A 21,283-nucleotide genomic window follows, 5' to 3' on the forward strand; every position below is an offset into this window, starting at 1 on the left:
TTTGAAATTGCTAGCAAAATACATCAGGCTTTGGTTCTAAAGAGTTAGTTTCAACCCCTAAATACAATGAACCTTTTTGTTCGTGCTGTTCTTTTAAAATTTCCATTAAATTAAAGCTTGTTACTGAAGATACATGCCCCAAATTTAGTTGTCTACTTCCCCAGTTATAGCGGCCTTTGGATGGATATAACTTGTCTAATAGACCCCACGAATGTAATTTTTCAAGAACGTTTGTAATTATGCTCTTACTTCTTCTATATTCTTCAGTTGGAATATCAAATTGATACTCGAAAGGAATAAATAAAGATTTGGTTTCAATATTGTCAATGTATTCGAATGGTTTTGTTTTTAGTTTTCGAGTTTGCCCATTTTTAAAAATCCATGTGATTTCTATGCATTGAACTATTTTGATTTTTGAGAAGGTGGAAGGGTATTCTTTCCTGTCTACTTTTATTTCTCGAATAATTCTATTTAAAATCTCATGAATTTCCTGCCTTGTAGGGTGGTTAAGGTCTAAACGAACTTCATTTGTGTATAAATCTTGACTTAACTTTCTAGTAATCATGTCAAAGGAATTAAATGAATAATGTTCTAGTTTTTTTTCTAATTCTTCAATTTTATCTTCTTGGGATTCAATTAGGTCAGCAATAGATGTTCTAGGTTTTTTTTTGTATCTAGATGTTAGATCATCAAGCTGGTTTTTGGCTTCTTTTATATGTTCATTTAATATTATCTCTGATTCTGAACTGTTATCGTTAATAACTTTTGATTCAAAATAGAAATCCTTGCAAACTTCTAAAGTTATTATTTCCAACATTTCGGCATTAAATATTTCTTGTTGATGATCTCCTTTTGCAGCCATGTTACAAATATAGCTCTTTCTTTTAGCCGATTTATCAGAAAAAATCATTGCACCACCACATTTATTACAACGCACCAAGCCTTTTAAAAAATTAATTTTATTACTTGTTGTTTTCCTTCCAGACTTTTTTTCTTTTAAAAGTTGTAGACGATAGAAAGTTTTAACATCTATTAATGCGGGGTAATAATCTTTAAATGTATGCTCCTGTTTTTCAATAGTAAATCTTTTTTCACCAATGAGTGAACGTTTATTCCAGATTTGATTAATCGTTGACAAACTCCAAGATGCACCTGTTTTTAAAGTAGATTTTCTAGTTCTTTTGTGCTCGAAATGCTCGTCAAGATATTTCTTGATGCGTAGATCTCCCCACCCTTCAAGAGATAGTTCTATTGCTTTTTTTACACCTTCAGCATTTATATTAAACGAATTGGTTTGCTGATTTATCCAAAAAGGACATCGACCTAATGATTTTTGCGGTTCACTAGTCTCTCTCCACTTCTTCAAACCTTCCTTTGCTGACTGAATTGTGCGATTTGATTTATGCATAGACTCATTGTGAGCACGTTCAAACGTAATTGTTGCAATAATATCGTGAGAAGCATTATGTGCTTCATAAAGGCAATTATCGATCATTGCGTAAATACCAACGCCATTATTTGTCAGGTCATAGTAGATCTGCTTAGCATAACCAATTTTTAAACGGCTCAATCTATCTAGTGAGTACACTACAAGAATACTACCTTTTGCCACAGTGCCTTGTTTTACCGCTTCTAAGAATATCCCTAATTCATGCTTAAGATGATCGCCTTTAAATGCTGATCTACCTAAGTCTTGGAAGCTTTCAGTCGCAATGGGCAAGGCATACTTAGTTGAGAGCTTGTTAAGTACCTCTTCACTGATTTGCATTTCAACCCCAGAACCTTTCTTCTGCTCTAAAGTGGATACTCGGGAGTAGCTGTAGATTTTCGGTACGTTCATATTTTTCTTACTATCACTATGCAATCTTAGCTCTCACACTTGAGAGCTAAACTTGCCTGTATTAAATCAGCTATTCCCCTCGAGGTAAATAGTTCTGTTATAGCTTCACTCTAAGGGCTTTCCTGAAGGGAAGTTAGGCCAGCAACTCGCGCTAATGTATGAAGTAAAACTAAATGGGCTTGAAGGTATGCTGCAACCCATATTAGATGAAGCTAAACGCAAGGGTTCTCGTTGAGTGATAAATATACTGTAATTAAAAAAGTTCCGTGGTAGGGATAAAATACTTTGTAATGAGAGTTGGATCTAATAGTTGAGTATTCAATCTCTATAGTTGTGACTAATTAGAGATTTATAACCTATTGCATGCTTTAATAATGATGAATTGATAACTTATTTAAAGGAAATTTCCGATGATAGCTAAACTAGTTAAATTGGCAGCGGCAGCAACGTTAGCACTCGGTATCTCAAGCGCATGGGCACAAGGTGTTATGCATGAGGGAACTGTCGTGGACACCATGAATGGCGGCGGTTATACCTACGTACAGATTAAAGAAGCTGACAAAACTTTTTGGGCTGCGGGTCCACAGATTGAAGTTAAAAAGGGCGACACCGTTGTTGTTCAAGAGCAAATGTGGATGAACGATTTTAGCAGTAAAACGCTAAACCGTACTTTCGATGAGCTGTTGTTTGTTGGCCGTATCGATAAAAAATAATGATTACTCTTTTATCCTTTGAGCTAATAAGGCTCGGATTGAGATAGATTATTTTGCCGTTTTAAATTCCAATGGCGTAGACTGAGTCTACGCCATTTTATTTTGTATCAAACTACCGCACAATAGCCCTCACGAATTACTCGCGAAACTCTCAGAAAAGACCTAATGCTAAAACTTATCCCTTATCAAAAAGACTATGCTGCCGATGTGTCTATGCTGGTGCATACCGTTATCAATCAGATAAGCGATGCTGTTTACACCGCACAAGAAAGGATGGCTTGGTCGTTTGCGCCGCGTTCGAGTTATCATTGGCACAAGCGCCTGTCGCGATCTAAGACCTGGCTAATGGTTGATGAGCAAAACCAAGCGTCGGGGCATGCTCTGTGTTGTGGTTTTATCAACCTAGAAACTCACTTTAACAGCCGTGGTTACATCGATAGCCTTTATGTGCATCCAGACTATCAAGGGCGCGGTATCGCGAGGCAGCTATATACAGAGTTAGCGCAATGGGCAAGTCAACGTGAGTTTGATGAGTTATCGGTTGATGCTTCTAAACTGTCGAGGCCGCTATTTGAGTCAATGGGTTTTAAAGTGAGACACCGCAGCTATCAAGAAAAACGTGGCGTGGTCATTATGGGTTATTACATGCTTAAAAAATTGACTTAGGCTATGAAGTTAACTTTCTAATTAATCAGTTTTTGTTGGGCAAAGCCGAAAGTTCAGCCCTTGCCCACTCAATTCATACCGCAGTCTAGTAATGGTCGGTTACACCGGTACGAGATTATGGCTCGTGTAGTGAACCTGAGGTTCAAGCGCTTCATTTAAACACTGCGCTTTACTAATAAAGCGAATAAACGCCTCTGGTAGACTTAACCCTTCGATATCCTTTTGCCAATTAGCTTTTAATATTGGATGGTAGCCCTCTTTACCCGATGCAGTATAGGAAGATGAAACGCCAGTGTAATAAGATTCAGGATCAAGAGGTAGCCATAATGGCTGGGCATCTTTCATTTTCAACACTTCAAGCTTAATAATGCGTTGCCCTAATCGCTGTCTGCCATCATAAAAGTATTTTAGGCCATAGGTGTAAGGAAAACTGCCTGCACCAGTGCCTATCACACTGTTATTGGTTGCAGCATTAATCGCGGACTCTAGCATTTCAAATACGTATCGGCCTTGGATCTCGTAAGTGACCAGCGGGATATCAAATGGAAGGATCCGGCCAACGACTTCGGCTAGACTCACATCCCCCTTATCAAGCGATTGACGGACTCCGCCAGCATTGTGCAGTGCAAAGTCGACATTAATATTCAGCTCTCGGGTTTCTTGATACATGCTACGACTGACCCAAGGCGCGATTTCACTGCCATGTGGCAGGGCCTTACTGGGTAAGCGAGTATGGATTAAGTTTCTAGGAACAAAACCCAGAATTTTATTACTCAATGCATCAAGGCTAGGACGATACTTTTTCAAAATTCGAGCTTGAACCTGGCTACATTCATCGTCCCATAATATCAGAGGGTGTGATGCTAATGTTTGTCGTACGTTCAAGTAATCTTGTGGGCTGACATCAGTAGATGCTTGCAGAATAAACTGCCGATCTAGCATGAAGTAATTACCGCCAAGTAGACTGACAACTTTACCATTGGCATCGAAGGTTATGTCGGCAATGCCAATGGTTTCAGCATACTTACCTGCATGCACTATCGCGGTATCATTGACGCGTTCGCCATAAGGCATATTAGATAAGCCAACAGCAGTAAAGTCGCCTTGCAGCGTATGTGAGTGGCCACCAACAATAATGCTAATGCCGTCGATCTCTGCGGCTAACACTCTATCTTGGTCGAGCCCTAAATGGCTTAAAACGATAATGTGGTCAATACCACTGGCTTTTAGTTGAGCCACGCTGCGACGAGTCGTTTCGATAGCGCTTACAAAGTGGGTATCATCATCGGGACGCGCAATTTCGGTCATCTGATCTAAGGTGATACCAATAATCGCGACTTGCTTATCTTGCAATGGCTTTAGTAGCACTTTAGCCGCTTGAGTGAGCGGATCTAAGTCGAGTAGGTTTGGGTGGTTTGCAAGACACGCAGTTTTTTGCTGACACTCTTGGCTAAGGTCCATATTGCCAGCCAATAGCGGGAAGTCGATATCATTGAGAAAGTCGAGTACGGGTTCATTACCCGCATCGATTTCATGATTGCCAAGCACCATGGCGTCAGGTTGCAGCATATTCAATAAATCTGAGTTAGCTTTACCCTTAAACTCATTGAAATAAAGTGTGCCTTGAAAGCTGTCGCCACCGTGTAAAAATAGAAAGCTCTGTTGATTGTCTTTAGCGGCTAACTTGGCTTGCTTGAGCTGATGGGCGATACGGGCGTAGCCACCAGTATGGCTATAAAGCGTCAGCTCTTTTTGTTGCTCATAAATCGTAAATTGAATACGGTTTGCATCGAAATGAGAGTGTGTATCATTGATGTGAGCAAGCTTTAATTGGTACAGCTTTGGTGTAGTCGCTGTAGCTACTGATATAGATAGGGACGTTGTCATCTTATTCCTCTGGACCAAACGAGGATTATAGCATGATGAGTATAAATAATGACAAGGAGATTCTTTCGCCGCGTAGCAAGCGAAGAAGTCAGAAATTGATATTGGAGTTGGGTGAGGACGCTTATGATCCCCTGCCGAAATTGAGACATTAAAAAAGGGAGCTAAACTCCCTTTTTATCATTCAATTAGCTAAGTTTAGCTATTTTTTTTGTTCTTGTTCGAAATCGCCATCATCGGATAAAACGATACCCTTATCTTTCATGCGACGGCTCCACAATTTACGAGCAAATTGCTGCATGTCTGCCACAGGGTCATTCGAATCAACAATCTCAAGCCCAAGTAGCGATTCAACGATATCTTCTAAGGTTACAATACCTTCGTTAGAACCGTATTCATCAACAACCATTGCAATCTTGGTATTGCGCTTAATCATTAGCTCAAAAAGAGGCAGAATTTTAGCCGTCTCGGGGATCACTAATAAGTTCTTCTTAAGCACAGCGATAGACTCTTTTGGAGTTGAGCGCTCAGCCAGCAAGATGTCGTTTCGATTAACATAGCCGATAATATTATCAGGTTCATGTTCATACACAGGAATTCGAGTAAAAGGCTTTGCCATAAATCGCTTGGCAAACTCATCTTGGCTCAAGTCGGTCGGTAGTCTAAACATTACCGTTCTTGGCGTCATGATCGCGGTTACTGGCATCTCTTTAACCGATAGCATTTGAGTCAAAATTTTAGACTCTTGCTCATCAAGTTCTCCTGATGCACGACCAATTTCAGCCATTGCACTCATCTCTTGACGAATATATTGACCTTCGTCGCCTTTGCCCATCAGCTTAGTTACCTGATTAGACATCCAGATTAGAGGCAAAGTACTACGCTCCATCCAAACTAATGCTATAGATACAGTAGGAGCTAATGAGCGCCAGTAGTTTGCACCTAAGGTTTTAGGGATGATCTCTGAGAAGAAGAGAATTAAGAAGGTAAGAACACCAGAAAATACGCCAAGCATCTCATCGCCAAATACCTTAGCAGCTTGCGCACCAGCAACAGCAGCACCAACGGTGTGTGCGATAGTGTTTAGCGTAAGGATGGAAACAAGAGGAGATTCAACGTTCTCTTTTTGTTTACGTAACCGACTAGCTGCACCAGGGTTGGTTTTAGTTAGTGTGGCTATGTAACTCGGCGTGACAGAAAGCAATACAGCTTCAAACACACTACAAAGAAAAGAGACGGTAATCGCGACAAATATTATAATGATAAGGGTTATCATAAAGGTGAAATTACACCTCCAAATGGCAGACCAAAAGTAGTCTGGGCGGATTCTAGCATAGGTTTTTAACTTTGGTGATAGCCTGCTGGCTAATATTTGTTAAGATCTGTATAATTCGCCGCCCGCAAGCAGGTTTTAGGTTTTTTGAGGTTAGACAAAATGAGTGAAAAGAAGATCAATTTATTGGATCTTGATCGTAAAGCATTAAGAGCGCTATTTACCGAAATGGGTGAAAAGCCATTCCGTGCTGATCAATTGATGAAATGGATTTATCATTTTGGCGTCAGTGACTTCGAAGAAATGACAAACATTAACAAGGTGTTGCGAGCAAAGCTTGCCGCCAAGTGTGAGATTGTGGCACCAGAGATTTCAAGCTATCAAAAATCAGCAGACGGTACGATTAAGTTTGCAATTAATGTTGGTGATGGCCAAGAAGTTGAAACGGTTTATATCCCTGAAGATGATCGTGCAACTTTGTGCGTATCGTCACAAGTTGGTTGTGCACTTGAATGTACTTTCTGCTCAACCGCGCAGCAAGGCTTTAACCGTAACCTGACCGTGTCAGAAATCGTTGGCCAAATTTGGCGTGTGGCCGACTTTATCGGTTTTGTTAAAGATACCGGTGAACGTCCTATTACTAACGTCGTAATGATGGGAATGGGTGAGCCATTACTTAATCTTAAGAACGTGATCCCAGCAATGGATATCATGCTTGATGATTTTGGTTTCAGCCTATCTAAGCGCCGTGTAACGTTATCAACGTCAGGGGTTGTTCCTGCACTGGATAAACTGGGTGATGCGTTAGACGTCGCATTGGCAGTGAGTATCCACGCACCGAATGATGAGCTTCGTGATGTGTTAGTTCCTGTAAACAAAAAATATCCACTGGAAGAGTTCTTAGCGGGAATTCGCCGTTATATTGCTAAATCAAATGCTAACCGCGGCCGCGTGACCGTTGAGTATGTGATGCTAGATCATATCAATGACAGCACAGATCAAGCGCATGAATTAGCTAAGTTGATGAAGGACACGCCTTGTAAGGTTAACTTAATTCCGTTTAACCCATATCCAGGTTCACCCTATGGTCGTTCATCTAACTCTCGCATCGACAGATTCTCTAAAGTGTTGATGGAGTACGGGCTGACAGTAATTGTGCGCAAGACCCGTGGTGATGATATCGATGCCGCATGCGGTCAGCTAGCAGGTGATATTCGTGATAGAACAAAGCGTTTAGCAAAAAAACGCATGCAAGAGAGCCAGATTTCAGTCACAATGAACTAACTCTTTGTATCTACTGGTAGATGGGCGTAACAATGAATCAGAGTAAGGTGGTGTTACCACTGGTATTAATATTGTCATCTATGATGACAACAGGGTGTATTACCCAAGATACCTATGCAGGGACTGATATCCCTGTCTCTGAACGAAAAGTCGATAAGGTTTCCGCTGCTCGTCAGCGTATACAACTTGGCTTAACCTATCTACAAAAAGGCAATAGTGAGCAAGCCAAAGCCAACCTCGATCGTGCGTTGGCTTTTGCACCTGACTTAGAAGAAGTTCATATTGCCTTCGCCTATTACTATCAGTCAGTAGGCGAACTCGAAAAAACAGAGCAAGCATACAGGCTAGCGATTCGCACGAGTGATGCAACAGGCGACGCTTTCAATAACTTCGGTGCATTTTTGTGTCAGCAGGGTAAATATGCTGAGTCAGAGAAAATGTTCTTAGAAGCGGTTGCCCAACCTCTGTATACTCGCTCTGCATCGACCTATGAAAATTTAGGTATTTGCAGCCGCAAGGCGGGTCAAATTAGCCAAGCGAAAAAATATTTTGCCATGGCACTTAAGTATGATCCTAGACGGCGCACTTCCCTTATCGAGCTCACCGAGATCGATTTAGGAGAGGGTCAGTTAATTGAGGCTCGAGAGCAGTTGTCTCGTTACCATAGGGTAGCGGCAGAGTCTGCAACCAGTCTGGCGCTAGGGATTGAAATTGAACAAGGTTTGAATGACGAAGGTGCGGTAAGACGGTTCGGTATTTTATTACTGGCAAAGTTTCCGCAGTCTATTCAGGCCAAAGAATATCGGGCTAGTATGCATTAATGAAAAATGAACAGAATCAAGAGCCCAATGTAGACAATGAAAGCCTAGTGGATGAGCCGACGCTCACACTGGGCGTTTTGCTAAAAACAGCCCGAGAAAATAAGGGGCTGTCGATAGAGGCTATCGCATCACAATTGCATTTGCGGCCTATTATCGTGAAACAGATTGAGGCTGATAATTTACAAGAGGTGGGTGCAGCAACCTACGTCCGTGGTTATGTTAAAAACTACGCTCGTGCCGTGCAAGCCGATCCCTTTATCGTACAGCAATGCTTAGATAAGCAGCTTGAAAGTGATGAAAAGCCGTCTATGCAGAGCTTTTCTCGCAAGACGACACGCCAGGCTCGTGATGGCCGCTTGATGGCACTCACCTATATTATTGTATTTGTGTTACTTGGGCTGATGGTACTGTGGTGGTTTCAAAAGTCCTCTATGGATGCTGCAGTAGATTATTCTCAGCCAACTGCTGAAGAGGTTGCCGCTTCAGCTGAAGTCGACCTTGTTAGCCCTATTGATGTCGTGTTAGTCGATGACAGCGACACTGGAATTGAGCAAATAGCACTCTCGGACGCAGATTCATCGGTAAGCGCTGAACAAAATGCGTCTACAGCGGACTCTAGTGCCCAGCCAGAAGCAGCATCGATACCAAACACTCAGATACAAACCGCTCCACTATCTGCTACGCAGGAAACGGAGTCGGCTCTGGCAGAGCCAATCGCTCAAGCGTCAACAGAAAGTGAGAATAACGCCTTAAGTTCGACACTTACGCTAACGTTAACCGGTGACTGCTGGATAAAAGTCGCCGATGCCAATGGTAACGTTTTGGTTAGCGATCTTAAAAAATCGGGCAGCGAACTTATTCTTAAAGGGGCTGAGCCATTTTCGGTAACGTTAGGCGCTCCGCAAGTAGTCAATATCCAACTTAATGGCAAAGCGATTAGTTTGGAGCAGTATCCTGGCGGTAAGGTGGCGAGAATGACATTGCCACACGCTGGACAATAACAGATCACAGAGCACACAGACGATGTATAACGAATCTCCTATTATCAGACGCAAATCAAGCCGCATCTATGTTGGTAACGTTCCTATTGGTGATGGCGCGCCTATTGCGGTGCAGTCAATGACCAATACGCGCACAACTGATGTTGCTGCGACCGTTGCACAAATTCGAGCGTTAGAGAATGTCGGTGCTGACATTGTTCGCGTTTCCGTACCAACAATGGACGCAGCTGAAGCGTTTAAGCTGATCAAACAGCAAACCACAGTTCCTCTGGTTGCCGATATCCATTTTGACTACCGTATCGCGCTTAAAGTGGCAGAGTACGGTGTAGATTGCCTGCGGATCAATCCTGGCAATATCGGTAACGAAGAGCGTATTCGCAGTGTCGTTGAATGCGCACGTGATAAAAATATTCCGATTCGAATTGGTGTCAATGGTGGTTCATTAGAGAAAGATCTAATGGATAAGTATAAAGAGCCAACACCAGAAGCCCTGCTCGAATCAGCAATGCGCCATGTGGATATTCTAGACCGTTTAAACTTCGATCAGTTTAAGGTCAGTGTAAAAGCCTCAGACGTATTTTTAGCGGTTGAGTCTTACCGTTTGTTGGCTAAACAAATCATTCAGCCACTGCACCTTGGTATCACCGAAGCGGGTGGTGCTCGTGCGGGTTCAGTCAAGTCTGCGGTTGGTCTTGGTATGTTGCTTGCTGACGGTATCGGTGACACGCTACGTATTTCACTGGCAGCCGATCCGGTAGAAGAGATCAAAGTCGGTTTCGATATTCTAAAGTCACTGCGTATTCGCTCACGCGGGATTAACTTTATTGCTTGTCCGTCATGCTCTCGCCAAGAGTTTGATGTGATTTCAACGGTTAATGAGCTTGAGCAACGACTTGAAGACATCGTCACGCCAATGGATGTATCGATTATTGGCTGTGTGGTCAATGGACCGGGTGAAGCGCTAGTGTCAGATATTGGTCTAACTGGTGGTAACCGCATGAGTGGTTATTTTGATGATGGTGTGCGCCAAAAAGAGCGTTTTGACAACAATAATATTGTTGATTCGCTAGAAGCAAAAATCCGCGCCAAAGCGGCAATAATTGCAGGTCGTATCCCAGCACAAGATTTAAATAAGTAAGTACAGATTAATCACAAGCCCGCTATCATGGCTTGTGATTTTTTATGGGTGAATGCACCTGTTGTACGTTTAGTCTCGAAACGCCTATAATGCGAGGCGTTTTTTAATTTTATATAGCAAATTTGACGAGTCGAATAGTGGCAAAACAGATCCAAGCGATTCGCGGAATGAATGACATTCTGCCTACTCAAAGTCCTTTATGGCAAAAACTTGAAACCGTATTACGTGAAACAGTGGGTTCATACGGTTACAGCGAAATTCGTACTCCTATCGTTGAAAGTACAGATCTCTTTAAGCGCTCTATCGGTGAAGTGACTGATATCGTTGAAAAAGAGATGTATACCTTTGAAGATAGAAACGGTGACAGCTTAACGCTGCGTCCAGAAGGCACAGCCTCAACCGTTCGCGCAGGTAATGAGCACGGTTTGCTATACAACCAAGAGCAGCGTCTTTGGTACATGGGCCCAATGTTCCGCCACGAACGCCCACAAAAAGGCCGTTACCGTCAATTCCACCAGTTTGGTGTAGAAGTATACGGGATCCCAACGGCAGACATTGATGCTGAAGTATTGATGCTATCTGCCAAGCTATGGGAAAAACTCGGTATTACCGAACATGTGACCTTAGAGCTAAACACTTTAGGTGATGTTGAAGAGCGCGCCGCTTACCGTGATGCTTTGATTGCTTTCTTAGAGCAACACAAAGAGGTGTTGGATGAAGATAGCCAGCGCCGCATGTACAGCAACCCATTACGTGTACTTGACTCTAAAAATGCTGATGTACAGGCGCTTTTAGCCGATGCACCAGTGTTAATGGATTACTTTGGTGAAGACACTCGTTCACATTTTTCACATTTATGTGAACTCTTAGAGGCTGTCGGCATCCAATACACAATCAATCCTCGCCTAGTGCGCGGTTTAGATTATTATAATCGCACAGTTTTTGAGTGGGTCACATCAAGCTTAGGTTCACAAGGCACAGTATTAGCCGGTGGACGTTACGACGGGCTTGTGGGTCAGCTTGGCGGTAAACCAACACCAGCCGTTGGTTTTGCAATGGGCCTAGAGCGCATCGTCTTACTGCTAGAGACACTTGAACTAGACAAGGACATTGGTCCAAGCGTCGACGTTTACGTGACAGCAATGGGTGACAACTGCCGCGTTGAAGCGATTAAGATCGCTCAAGAGCTAAGAGCTGGCTTGCCAAATGCTAAAGTGATGAGCCACTGTGGTGGCGGTAACTTTAAGAAGCAAATGAAGCGAGCCGATAAGAGCGGTGCAACAGTAGCGCTAGTGATTGGTGAAGATGAGCTTGCCAATAACCAAGTTGCAGTGAAGCACCTTCGTGAAGATAAAGCACAAGAATTGGTTGCCCGTGATGCATTGGCGACTTATATTGCAGAACTGATTTAAAAGGGGAAGACTAAGTGGAAATCTATAGCACAGAAGAGCAACAAGTAGATGCTATCAAACAGTTCTGGAAAGATTACGGCACATCAGTAGTTGTAGGCGCCGTTGTCGGTTTAGGTGGACTATTCGGTTGGAACTATTATTCTGACTACCAGTTGGCTCAAGCTGAAGCAGCGTCTGAGTCATTCCAAGCGTTAAGTATTCAAAATAGCGAAGATGCTGCTATGTTAGTCGCTGCAGAAAACTTTGCTAAAGCGCACGGTCAAAAAGGTTATCAATCTCTGCTTGAGCTATTGGTGGCCAAGTCTGCCGTTGAAGCTGGTGATTTAGAAAAAGCAGAAACGACGCTAAAGACTGTGATTGCAACCAATGTTGATAACAGCATTGTGCTTATTGCAACCCTGCGTTTAGCGCGTGTACAAGCTGAACAAGGTCAATACGCGACAGCAATTGCTACGCTTGATCAAATTACCGATCCAGCATCAAAGGCTCAAAGAGATGAGCTAAAAGGTGATTTCTTAGTACGCCAAGGTGATACAGAAAAGGCAAAGATTGCCTATCAAACTGCGGTAGAGAATGGTGGCACAATGACAAGTCCAACATTACAAATGAAGCTTGATAATCTGAACAAGGCATAAGGAATCTGCCCATGAAGTCTTGGTGCAAAACACTGCTCGCATGTGGCATGAGCATAGGTATGTTGTCTGCCTGTTCATCTAGTGATGTAGAAGAAGAGCCGATCTCACCACTTAGCGAGATTGAAGCTAGCGTGTTTCCAGAAGTTAGCTGGAGTGCGAATGTGGGTACTGGGGTAGGCGATTATTATTCACGTCTACGTCCGGCGGCTCGTTATGACAAACTGTTTGTTGCAGACCGTTACGGTAAAGTCGAAGCATTTGACGAAGTTACCGGTGAGCGTATTTGGCAAAATGACTTTAGCTCTGCGTTCAGAGATAATGCCTTGGCTAAAAACAAAGGCGCACGTCTAGCCGGTGGTGTAACAGCAGCACGTAACAAGATATTTGTGGGCGGAGAAAGTGGCCTGCTAGCGGCATTTGATGAAGCGACTGGTGAGGCCGTTTGGCATGTAATCGCCGGTGGCGAACTATTATCAGCGCCGACAGTTGGCGAAGATGTTGTTGTGGTTAACACTGGCGCAGGCACATTAGAAGCGTTTGACGTGGATGATGGTACGCAAAAGTGGGTGTATGAGAATCAACTTCCGACCTTGACCCTACGTGGTACAGGCTCTGCTTCATATGACGCAGGTGGATTCTTTGTTGGCACCGCTGACGGTAAAATTGCCGTCGTCATTAAAAATAATGGTCAAGCGGCTTGGGAACAAGCTATCTATACGCCAGCGGGAGGCAATGAATTCTCGCGTATGGCCGATATAGATATGAAACCGTTATTAGTGGGCGAAAACCTTTATGCGGTTAGTTATAATGGCAACTTGGTTTCAATGGAAATGCGAACGGGTCGCGTGGTTTGGTCACGTAGCTATTCAAGCTTCCATGAACTCGCTTACTCGGGCGCAAGCCTATTTGTGGTCGACGATCACAGCCGTATTTATTCTGTTGATAGACGAAATGGTCTAGAGTTATGGAATAATGCAGAACTTGCTAACCGTAGTTTAACCGCGCCAGTCGTGTTTAAAGATTATGTGGTAGTCGGTGATTTTGAAGGTTATCTTCATTTTTTAAACAGGTCTGACGGTCAAATTGTTGGACGTGTAGAAGTTGATAGCTCTGGTTTATACAGTCAGCCATTGGTGGTTAATGACAACCTATATGTGCAGACTCGTGGTGGAAAAGTGGTTCGAGTAACACTTCCGTAAGCCAAGTCGTTAGAGATGATAAGGCCCCTGGATGTGTATCTGGGGGCTTTTTAGTTATTAGAAATAGAGTAATAGAGGCAATAAAATGATTCCTGTTGTGGCCCTTGTAGGGCGACCAAACGTTGGTAAGTCGACCCTTTTTAACCGACTTACCCGTACCAGAGATGCGCTTGTCGCTGACTTTCCTGGGCTAACTCGGGATCGTAAATACGGCCGAGCACATCTTGCAGGTTATGAGTTCATCGTGGTCGATACTGGCGGTATTGATGGCACTGAAGAAGGGATTGAAACTCGCATGGCCGAGCAATCTCTTGCTGCGATTGAAGAAGCAGATGTGGTGTTGTTTTTGACCGATGCGCGCGCTGGCTTAACTGCTGCCGATCTAGCGATTGCTCAACATTTACGTAGCCGTGAAAAAACCACCTTTGTTGTTGCCAACAAAGTAGATGGTATCGATGCTGATTCTGCTTGTGCTGAGTTTTGGTCATTGGGTCTGGGTGAAGTTTACCAGATGGCAGCGGCTCAGGGCCGTGGCGTAACCAACATGATTGAGTACTCGTTAGCACCCTATGCTGAAGCGATGGGTATCGTTAAGCAAGAAGACGGTGATGATGACGAAGAAGAGCGTGAGTACACCGAAGAAGAAGCTGAAGCAGAGCAGAAACGTCTGCAAGACCTGCCAATCAAGCTTGCGATTATCGGTAAGCCTAACGTGGGTAAATCAACGCTAACAAACCGTATCTTGGGTGAAGAGCGCGTTGTTGTTTATGACGAGCCTGGCACCACGCGTGACAGTATTTACATTCCTATGGAGCGTCAAGGTCGTGAATACGTATTGATTGACACTGCAGGTGTTCGCCGCCGTGCAAAAGTACATGAAACGGTTGAGAAATTCTCAGTTATTAAAACCCTAAAAGCGGTTGAAGACAGTAACGTCGTGTTATTGGTTATTGACGCCCGTGAAGGTATTGCTGAGCAAGACTTAGGTCTATTAGGTTTCATTCTAAACGCAGGTCGTGCATTAGTGATTGCCGTCAACAAGTGGGACGGAATCGATCAGAATGTTAAAGACCACGTGAAGAAAGAACTTGATCGCCGTTTAGGTTTTATCGATTTTGCTCGTATTCACTTTATCTCTGCACTTCACGGTACAGGTGTGGGTCACTTGTTTGAATCAATCGAAGAAGCTTATGACAGTGCTACGCGCCGCGTCAGTACGTCAATGCTGACTCGCATCATGCAGATGTCACAAGACGATCACCAGCCACCATTGGTGAATGGTCGCCGCGTTAAGCTCAAATACGCTCACGCCGGTGGTTACAACCCACCAATCGTGGTTGTACACGGTAACCAGGTTAAGAAGCTTCCAGACTCTTACAAGCGTTACATGATGAACTACTTCCGTCGTTCATTAAAAGTGGTTGGTACGCCAATCCAGTTACGTTTCCAGGAAGGTGGCAACCCATTTGAGGGCATGAACACCAAGAAGCTAACCGTGAGCCAAGAGCGTCGCCGTAAGCGTATGGTGGGTCATATTCGCGATAAGAATAAAGATTAACGCTTTTTCTTGTTTGAAATAGTCGAAAGACTTTTAAAAGGAACCCTAGGGTTCCTTTTTTGTTATCTAGGATTTGGTGTTTTAGGTTGGTGTTTTACGGAGTTGCTTTATAGGAGGGATCGGGTATTTGCAGCTAGGATCAATCAAACTGAGACTGGATTCGGGCCAAGGTTACGGGTGAATAAGGATCTGTTGAGCTAAATTAAATGGAGTTGATACTGGTGTATAAGCTATTAACATCCAAAAATGTGAGACTACCTATAACTTGCGACTTAGCACTAAAATCGCTAGCTTGGATGCTAAAAAACCAAACGCAACTCGATCATTGCTGAGATGCAACCGCTGGTTGACAAAATGCTAGCTGAACTTGGTAGTGTGCAACTATCTGATTTTATAGGCTTACGGCTAAACAACAGACGAAGGAACGGAACAATGATATTAGCAGATAAAATAATCAGATTAAGGAAGCAGTTTGGCTGGTCACAGGAAGAGTTAGCCGAAAAGATGAATATCTCAAGGCAGTCAGTGTCTAAGTGGGAAAGCGCCAATAGCATCCCAGACTTAAATCGTATTATAAAACTGGCGGAGATCTTTGAGGTCTCAACTGACTATCTATTAAAGGATGGTAATGAGGTTATTGAGACTCAAGATAAGACACATCATCTGACTCAAATTCCCCTTGAGCAAGCAGTTGCGTATGTGGATAGAAAGGTTGAGGAGTCAGAGGTCGTGACTAAAGGTGTCGCACTTTGTGTGTGCTCAGTTGTGCCGCTATTTTTCGTTTTAGCCATGGCGGAAACCAATCGATTGGGAATGACGGGAGATGGTGCAGCGGCGATGGGCGTGATCGGTATTTTAATTATGGTATCGATAGCGGTTAGCTTTTTTATAAAGACCAATCAATATGAGTCTGATTTTGCTGTTATTGATAAGGAGCCATTTGAATTAGCCTATGGCGTTCACAGCGTGATAAATGAAAAGCTGCAACAATTCAGACCCAAATACAATCGACGATTATCTGTAGCCATATTCCTGTTTATATTCAGCTTTGTGCCTTTGATGACGGTAAGCTTGTTCTTTAATGGCACCGATATAGTGCTAATGATGCTCATTGTCATGATGTTAATGATCACAACAGGCATATACCTACTGTCAGCTGTTAGCGCGAGATATACAGCCTACAATAATATTTTGAAAGACAGTGGTATAAGAACGGAGAAAAGTAAACGCACCCAAAAGGCTGAAAAGCTGGCAGCATTCTACTGGCCATTATTGATTACCATCTACTTAGGGTGGAGCTTATGGACGATGAACTGGGGCGAGACTTGGATTATTTGGCCTGTAGGCGCCGTGCTGTTTATCGCCTTAGTTGGCCTAATGGAGTTACTAGATGAAGATGACATGCGCAGTGCAGATTGATATCGATTATCTTTACATAGCAGTAAAGTGGTTGATGATATCTATCAGATGCGACTTCTGTTCTAAAGATACACCATCTAGATAAAATAAGTAGCAGCTTGATTCTGCCAGCGTTATTTGGTGTAAGTTACTTTGTGATCCTGTTAATAACTTAAAGCTGGCAGCTTCAAAAGTATGGTGAAGTGCTTGTTTATCATTATTCTTATAGATTAATGGCCTGTCTGCACTGTCTTCGAATATCCAGTGGCACTGCTCATCTAGATTGGCTAACAGTCGTATTAAAACAGCGTTTGGTATTTCTTGCTTAATACGTAGTATTGAAGCTAAAGCAATAAGGTTATGCCCCCAGAAACCAGGTTGTTTTAGTGCGCTTGTTAGTACTGTTTGCACATCAATATTCTTCGGTTTAGTGTAATCAGTTGCTACTGGATAGGATTGGTGGTTATTGCCGTAAAATGTGGCTGTAACGAACTCACAGAAGCGCTCAATGAATCGAAGCTTTTGTTGTTCAGTGTTGATTAACCTCCAAGCTTGCTTAAAAGCTATCAGTACTGAAATATTGTGGCTGAGATACTCATTTTGCTGTGCACATTGTTCGAAATAATAGGTAAAAATTTCACTAGCATCGCTTTGATTAAACCAGTCTTGCATGGTGAAGTAGGCGTAGGGATAGATAGCATGAGCTAAAACCCAGTGACGTCTTTGCTCTATAGGCTTGAAGGGCATGGAATCGGATTGGATAATGGCTAAATTAAAAGCGGGTTCTTCTAGCTCTATTAACTTTTCTATTTTTAACCAGTCATTAGCTGGCCAATCATATTGAGCCTTCAATGATTTTATTGCGAGGTAGCATTTCAGTGCGTGCTGCTGGTGTATTGCAGCAATTCTTGTCAGTATTTCATCCATGTTTGCCTATTCCTTTTTAGCTACTTTATTACCATTGTTGCTAGGTTACCCTAAATCTTGCAGTCGTCTAGCGCAATGTCTTTAGTGACTAATTCACTTGGTATAAAAAGAAGTAATTAACTCTACCCAGTAATTATTATCTAGTTTTATCTTTGGACATACTTCTGGTTGTACCAAATTAGGCATCAAATATAGAAAACACCAATTCCCCATCGGAGTTGCAGAACTCATAGAGAAAATCGCGTGAGCGAGGCAGGGATGCTGAGGTAGCTTTAGTAGAGCCACAGATGGCGATTCTGAAGCGATAGCGATTTTCGAAGATGAGTGCCCGTATCTAATGCATGTAACTCCGTCGGGGCGTCATGGTGGATGCAAGGGCGAAGTCCATGAATATTGACTCTTTGAACGAGAGCCAAGGACGGCGAGCTGGCCGTTGAACAATGATGTTCTTGATAAGGACGAACAGTCCTCCTTACTCGGATGTGGGCGAAGCGCCACCACGTTAATTTTCAAACGAAGTTTGAATCGCTATCCTTCAAGCGGAGCTTAACCCCTGGGTTATTAACCTACCTCAACCACAGTTGAAGTCACACTACCATCTCGCAGACGCGTAGTTAGCGTATCCCCCACACAAGTATCACTCGTTGATTGCACCACTTTGCCTTCACCTGTAAGGGTAATACTGTAACCACGGCTTAATGTGGCTAACGGGCTCACTGTGTCTAGCTGCTGGGCCCGATGGGCGAGGCGCTGCTCACTCATCTTTAACTTATCAATCATGGCGTTATTTAACTTAGCGCTCAGATAACTTAAACGCTGGGTTTCAAGGTCAAGTCGATGTTGTGGTGACTGATTCGCTAAGCGATTACTTAAGTTCTGCTGCTTTAAGGTATAAGCATGTAACTTGGTTTGCATCGCTTGCTGTAAGCGTAACTGCATTTCATCGAAGCTTTGCTCATACATCTGTAGGCGGCGCTGCGGATCTTGCTTTTGCAGGCGGTGCTCGGTTGACTGTAGCTGGCTTTGCTTTTTTAACTGGTAATGCTGCCAAGCCTGCTTTAGGCGTGAAAGCTGTGATAACAGTTTTTGCGCTTTGTTGTCGGCATCTTTTGATAATAGCTCGGCGCCAGCAGAAGGCGTTGGCGCGCGCAGATCGGCCACATAATCACTGATGGTCATATCCACTTCATGGCCAACAGCTGATACCACCGGAAGACCACTGTTATAAATAGTATGGGCTAAACCTTCGTCATTAAAGCTCCATAAATCCTCGAGTGAGCCACCACCGCGAGTCACCAGTAAAACGTCTACCTCGCTGCGGGCATTAGCCAGATTAATGGCATCGCAAATACTTTTTGCGGCGTCAGTGCCTTGTACAGGAGTGGGGTAGATGATGACTTCAATTGATGAGTCTCGGCGCGCTAAAACATGCAAAATATCGCGAATCGCAGCGCCAGTAGGCGAGGTGATTACTCCGATTTTTTGAATGTTTTCAGGCAGTGGGCGTTTGGTGTCGCTGGCAAATAAGCCCTCGGCGGCAAGCTTCATCTTTAACGCTTCATATTGCTGGGCGAGCAGGCCATCACCTGCAGGCAGCATAGATTCAATTAGCAGTTGGTAGTCACCGCGAGGCTCATACACACTGATATTGCCTTTTACTAAAACCTGTTGGCCGTTCGCTGGGCGAAAGGTCACGGCCTGGTTACGGCCTTTAAACATGGCGCAGCGAATTTGTGAAAAATTATCTTTGAGGGTTAAATACCAGTGGCCAGAGCCCGGCGCTGCAAAGTTTGAAATTTCAGCATTTAGCCAAATTCGGCCAAGCTGCCCCTCTAAAAGTTGTCTAACTTCGCCGTTGAGGCGAGAGACGGTATAAACATCGTTTTTTGGGCTTTTCATAATTTTTTTACACACAAATGCGAATTAGTGTCTATTTTCCATTTACCAACCCATATATGCAAGGTATAATCTCGCCGCAATATTTCACCTCTAATTCCTACTCTCTTGGGGAGATGTTGCATGTTAAGATTGAAAAAAGAAGCGTTAACTTTTGATGATGTGTTGCTGGTTCCAGCGCACTCTACCGTCCTCCCAAATACTGCTGTGTTAAAAACACGCCTGACGAATAAGATTGAGTTGAATACTCCAATCGTGTCTGCTGCTATGGATACCGTTACCGAAGCTCGTTTAGCGATTGCGATTGCGCAAGAAGGTGGCTTAGGTTTTATTCATAAAAACATGACGATTGAGCAACAAGCTGAAGAAGTTCGCAAAGTAAAAATTTACGAAGCGGGCATCGTTCAGCAGCCTGTAACCGTGACCCCTGCAACGACGTTAGCCGAGCTTAAGGCGCTAACTGAGAAAAATGGTTTCGCTGGCTACCCAGTCGTCAACGATGCACACGAATTAGTGGGTATTATTACTGGCCGTGACGTACGTTTTATCACTGACTGGTCACGTACGGTTGATCAAGTGATGACACCTAAAGATCGTCTAGTCACCGTACTAGAAGGGACTAAACTTGATGAAGTTCAAAAGCTAATGCATTCTCACCGCGTTGAGAAAGTGTTGGTTGTTGACGACAACTTCAAGCTTAAAGGTCTTATCACTGTAAAAGACTTCCAAAAAGCAGAGCGTAAGCCAAATGCATGTAAAGACGAGTTAGGTCGCCTGCGTGTTGGTGCTGCTGTTGGCGCAGGCCCTGGTAACGAAGAGCGTGTTGATGCACTTGTACTAGCAGGTGTTGATGTGTTGCTTATTGACTCATCGCACGGGCATTCTGAAGGCGTTTTACAACGTATTCGTGATACTCGCGCTAAATATCCAGATTTACAAATCGTTGGTGGCAACGTAGCGACAGCTGAAGGTGCACTTGCACTGGTTGAAGCCGGTGTTAACGCGGTTAAAGTGGGTATTGGTCCAGGGTCAATTTGTACGACACGTATCGTAACTGGTGTAGGCGTACCGCAAATTACTGCAGTATCTGACGCCGCAGCTGCTGTTAAGCACCTTGATATTCCGGTTATCGCCGATGGCGGTATTCGCTTCTCTGGTGACTTAGCGAAAGCATTAGCAGCGGGCGCATCGTGCATCATGGCAGGCTCTATGTTCGCTGGTACTGATGAAGCACCGGGCGAAACTGAGTTATATAACGGCCGTGCTTATAAGTCATACCGCGGTATGGGCTCACTAGGCGCCATGACACAAACTCAAGGTTCGTCTGACCGTTATTTCCAAAGTGATAACGCAGCAGACAAGCTGGTACCTGAAGGTATTGAAGGTCGCGTAGCTTACAAAGGTAAGTTAAAAGAGATCATTCACCAGCACATGGGCGGTTTACGTTCATGTATGGGCCTAACGGGTTGTGCAACAATTAAAGAACTAAATGAAAAAGCGGAATTTGTGAAGATCACTGCAGCTGGCATGGGCGAGTCTCATGTTCACGATGTAACGATCAGCAAAGAAGCGCCTAACTATAGCACTCGTTCTTAATTCGTATTTTAGATATTAAAGGCGACAGTTGATGTCGCCTTT

General features: G+C 43.6%; 17 protein-coding genes and 1 pseudogene. 13 read left to right on the forward strand and 5 right to left on the reverse strand.

Annotated features, from left to right (window positions below):
• Positions 1–10: 10 nt before the first annotated feature.
• Complete coding sequence (locus ACVBIK_RS01460) at positions 11–1,840, reverse strand: recombinase family protein (protein ID WP_447168909.1); 1,830 nt, start codon at positions 1,838–1,840, stop codon at positions 11–13.
• Between the two features lie 106 nt (positions 1,841–1,946).
• On the opposite strand from ACVBIK_RS01460, the pseudogene ACVBIK_RS01465 reads away from it, so the two are divergent.
• The 3 genes and pseudogenes from ACVBIK_RS01465 to ACVBIK_RS01475 form a co-directional block, all read left to right on the forward strand.
• A pseudogene (locus tag ACVBIK_RS01465) lies at positions 1,947–2,075 on the forward strand (putative quorum-sensing-regulated virulence factor); the annotation flags it as partial.
• Positions 2,076–2,250: 175 nt separating this feature from the next.
• Positions 2,251–2,553, forward strand: coding sequence for an NrfJ (locus ACVBIK_RS01470; protein ID WP_447161181.1), 303 nt, complete (start codon positions 2,251–2,253; stop codon positions 2,551–2,553).
• A gap of 165 nt (positions 2,554–2,718) precedes the next feature.
• Positions 2,719–3,219, forward strand: coding sequence for a GNAT family N-acetyltransferase (locus ACVBIK_RS01475; protein ID WP_447161182.1), 501 nt, complete (start codon positions 2,719–2,721; stop codon positions 3,217–3,219).
• Positions 3,220–3,318: 99 nt separating this feature from the next.
• On the opposite strand, the gene ACVBIK_RS01480 is transcribed toward ACVBIK_RS01475, so the two are convergent.
• Together ACVBIK_RS01480 and ACVBIK_RS01485 are read right to left on the reverse strand one after the other, a co-directional pair.
• A complete protein-coding gene (locus tag ACVBIK_RS01480) occupies positions 3,319–5,106 on the reverse strand; it encodes a bifunctional metallophosphatase/5'-nucleotidase (RefSeq protein WP_447168910.1) in 1,788 nt (595 codons plus the stop codon).
• A 199-nt stretch (positions 5,107–5,305) separates the two neighbouring features.
• Complete coding sequence (locus ACVBIK_RS01485) at positions 5,306–6,379, reverse strand: CNNM domain-containing protein (RefSeq protein WP_447163830.1); 1,074 nt, start codon at positions 6,377–6,379, stop codon at positions 5,306–5,308.
• A gap of 159 nt (positions 6,380–6,538) precedes the next feature.
• On the opposite strand from ACVBIK_RS01485, the gene ACVBIK_RS01490 reads away from it, so the two are divergent.
• From ACVBIK_RS01490 to ACVBIK_RS01530, 9 genes are all read left to right on the forward strand, one after another.
• Positions 6,539–7,660 carry a bifunctional tRNA (adenosine(37)-C2)-methyltransferase TrmG/ribosomal RNA large subunit methyltransferase RlmN gene (locus ACVBIK_RS01490; protein ID WP_447161185.1) on the forward strand — a complete coding sequence of 374 codons (1,122 nt, stop codon included), beginning with the start codon at positions 6,539–6,541 and terminating at the stop codon, positions 7,658–7,660.
• Between the two features lie 32 nt (positions 7,661–7,692).
• Positions 7,693–8,481, forward strand: a complete 789-nt coding sequence (gene pilW, locus ACVBIK_RS01495; RefSeq protein WP_447163831.1) for a type IV pilus biogenesis/stability protein PilW — start codon at positions 7,693–7,695, stop codon at positions 8,479–8,481.
• Positions 8,481–9,482 (forward strand): RodZ domain-containing protein, encoded by a 1,002-nt coding sequence (locus ACVBIK_RS01500; RefSeq protein WP_447161187.1) that lies wholly within the window; start codon positions 8,481–8,483, stop codon positions 9,480–9,482. Before pilW ends, ACVBIK_RS01500 begins: the two co-directional genes overlap by 1 nt.
• A gap of 22 nt (positions 9,483–9,504) precedes the next feature.
• Positions 9,505–10,620, forward strand: a complete 1,116-nt coding sequence (gene ispG, locus ACVBIK_RS01505; protein WP_447163832.1) for a flavodoxin-dependent (E)-4-hydroxy-3-methylbut-2-enyl-diphosphate synthase — start codon at positions 9,505–9,507, stop codon at positions 10,618–10,620.
• Positions 10,621–10,757: 137 nt separating this feature from the next.
• Positions 10,758–12,032 (forward strand): histidine--tRNA ligase, encoded by a 1,275-nt coding sequence (hisS, locus tag ACVBIK_RS01510; protein WP_447161189.1) that lies wholly within the window; start codon positions 10,758–10,760, stop codon positions 12,030–12,032.
• 14 nt (positions 12,033–12,046) lie between these two features.
• The gene (locus tag ACVBIK_RS01515; protein WP_447161190.1) at positions 12,047–12,667 is read left to right on the forward strand and encodes a YfgM family protein; all 621 of its coding nucleotides are present in this window, start codon (positions 12,047–12,049) and stop codon (positions 12,665–12,667) included.
• Between the two features lie 11 nt (positions 12,668–12,678).
• Positions 12,679–13,866, forward strand: coding sequence for an outer membrane protein assembly factor BamB (gene bamB / locus ACVBIK_RS01520; RefSeq protein ID WP_447168911.1), 1,188 nt, complete (start codon positions 12,679–12,681; stop codon positions 13,864–13,866).
• 85 nt (positions 13,867–13,951) lie between these two features.
• Entirely contained in the window at positions 13,952–15,424 is a 1,473-nt protein-coding gene (gene der / locus ACVBIK_RS01525) for a ribosome biogenesis GTPase Der (protein WP_447161192.1), read from the forward strand.
• Between the two features lie 432 nt (positions 15,425–15,856).
• Positions 15,857–16,843 (forward strand): helix-turn-helix domain-containing protein, encoded by a 987-nt coding sequence (locus tag ACVBIK_RS01530; RefSeq protein WP_447161193.1) that lies wholly within the window; start codon positions 15,857–15,859, stop codon positions 16,841–16,843.
• Between the two features lie 12 nt (positions 16,844–16,855).
• Here the strand turns inward: ACVBIK_RS01530 and ACVBIK_RS01535 are convergent, their stop codons facing one another.
• Together ACVBIK_RS01535 and xseA are read right to left on the reverse strand one after the other, a co-directional pair.
• Positions 16,856–17,749 carry a hypothetical protein gene (locus ACVBIK_RS01535; RefSeq protein ID WP_447161194.1) on the reverse strand — a complete coding sequence of 298 codons (894 nt, stop codon included), beginning with the start codon at positions 17,747–17,749 and terminating at the stop codon, positions 16,856–16,858.
• A 561-nt stretch (positions 17,750–18,310) separates the two neighbouring features.
• Complete coding sequence (xseA, locus tag ACVBIK_RS01540) at positions 18,311–19,648, reverse strand: exodeoxyribonuclease VII large subunit (protein ID WP_447168912.1); 1,338 nt, start codon at positions 19,646–19,648, stop codon at positions 18,311–18,313.
• A 120-nt stretch (positions 19,649–19,768) separates the two neighbouring features.
• Here xseA and guaB point away from each other — a divergent pair, with 120 nt between their 5' ends.
• Complete coding sequence (gene guaB, locus ACVBIK_RS01545; protein ID WP_447161196.1) at positions 19,769–21,241, forward strand: IMP dehydrogenase; 1,473 nt, start codon at positions 19,769–19,771, stop codon at positions 21,239–21,241.
• Positions 21,242–21,283: the final 42 nt, after the last annotated feature.

Source organism: Shewanella sp. 125m-1, assembly GCF_052977065.1.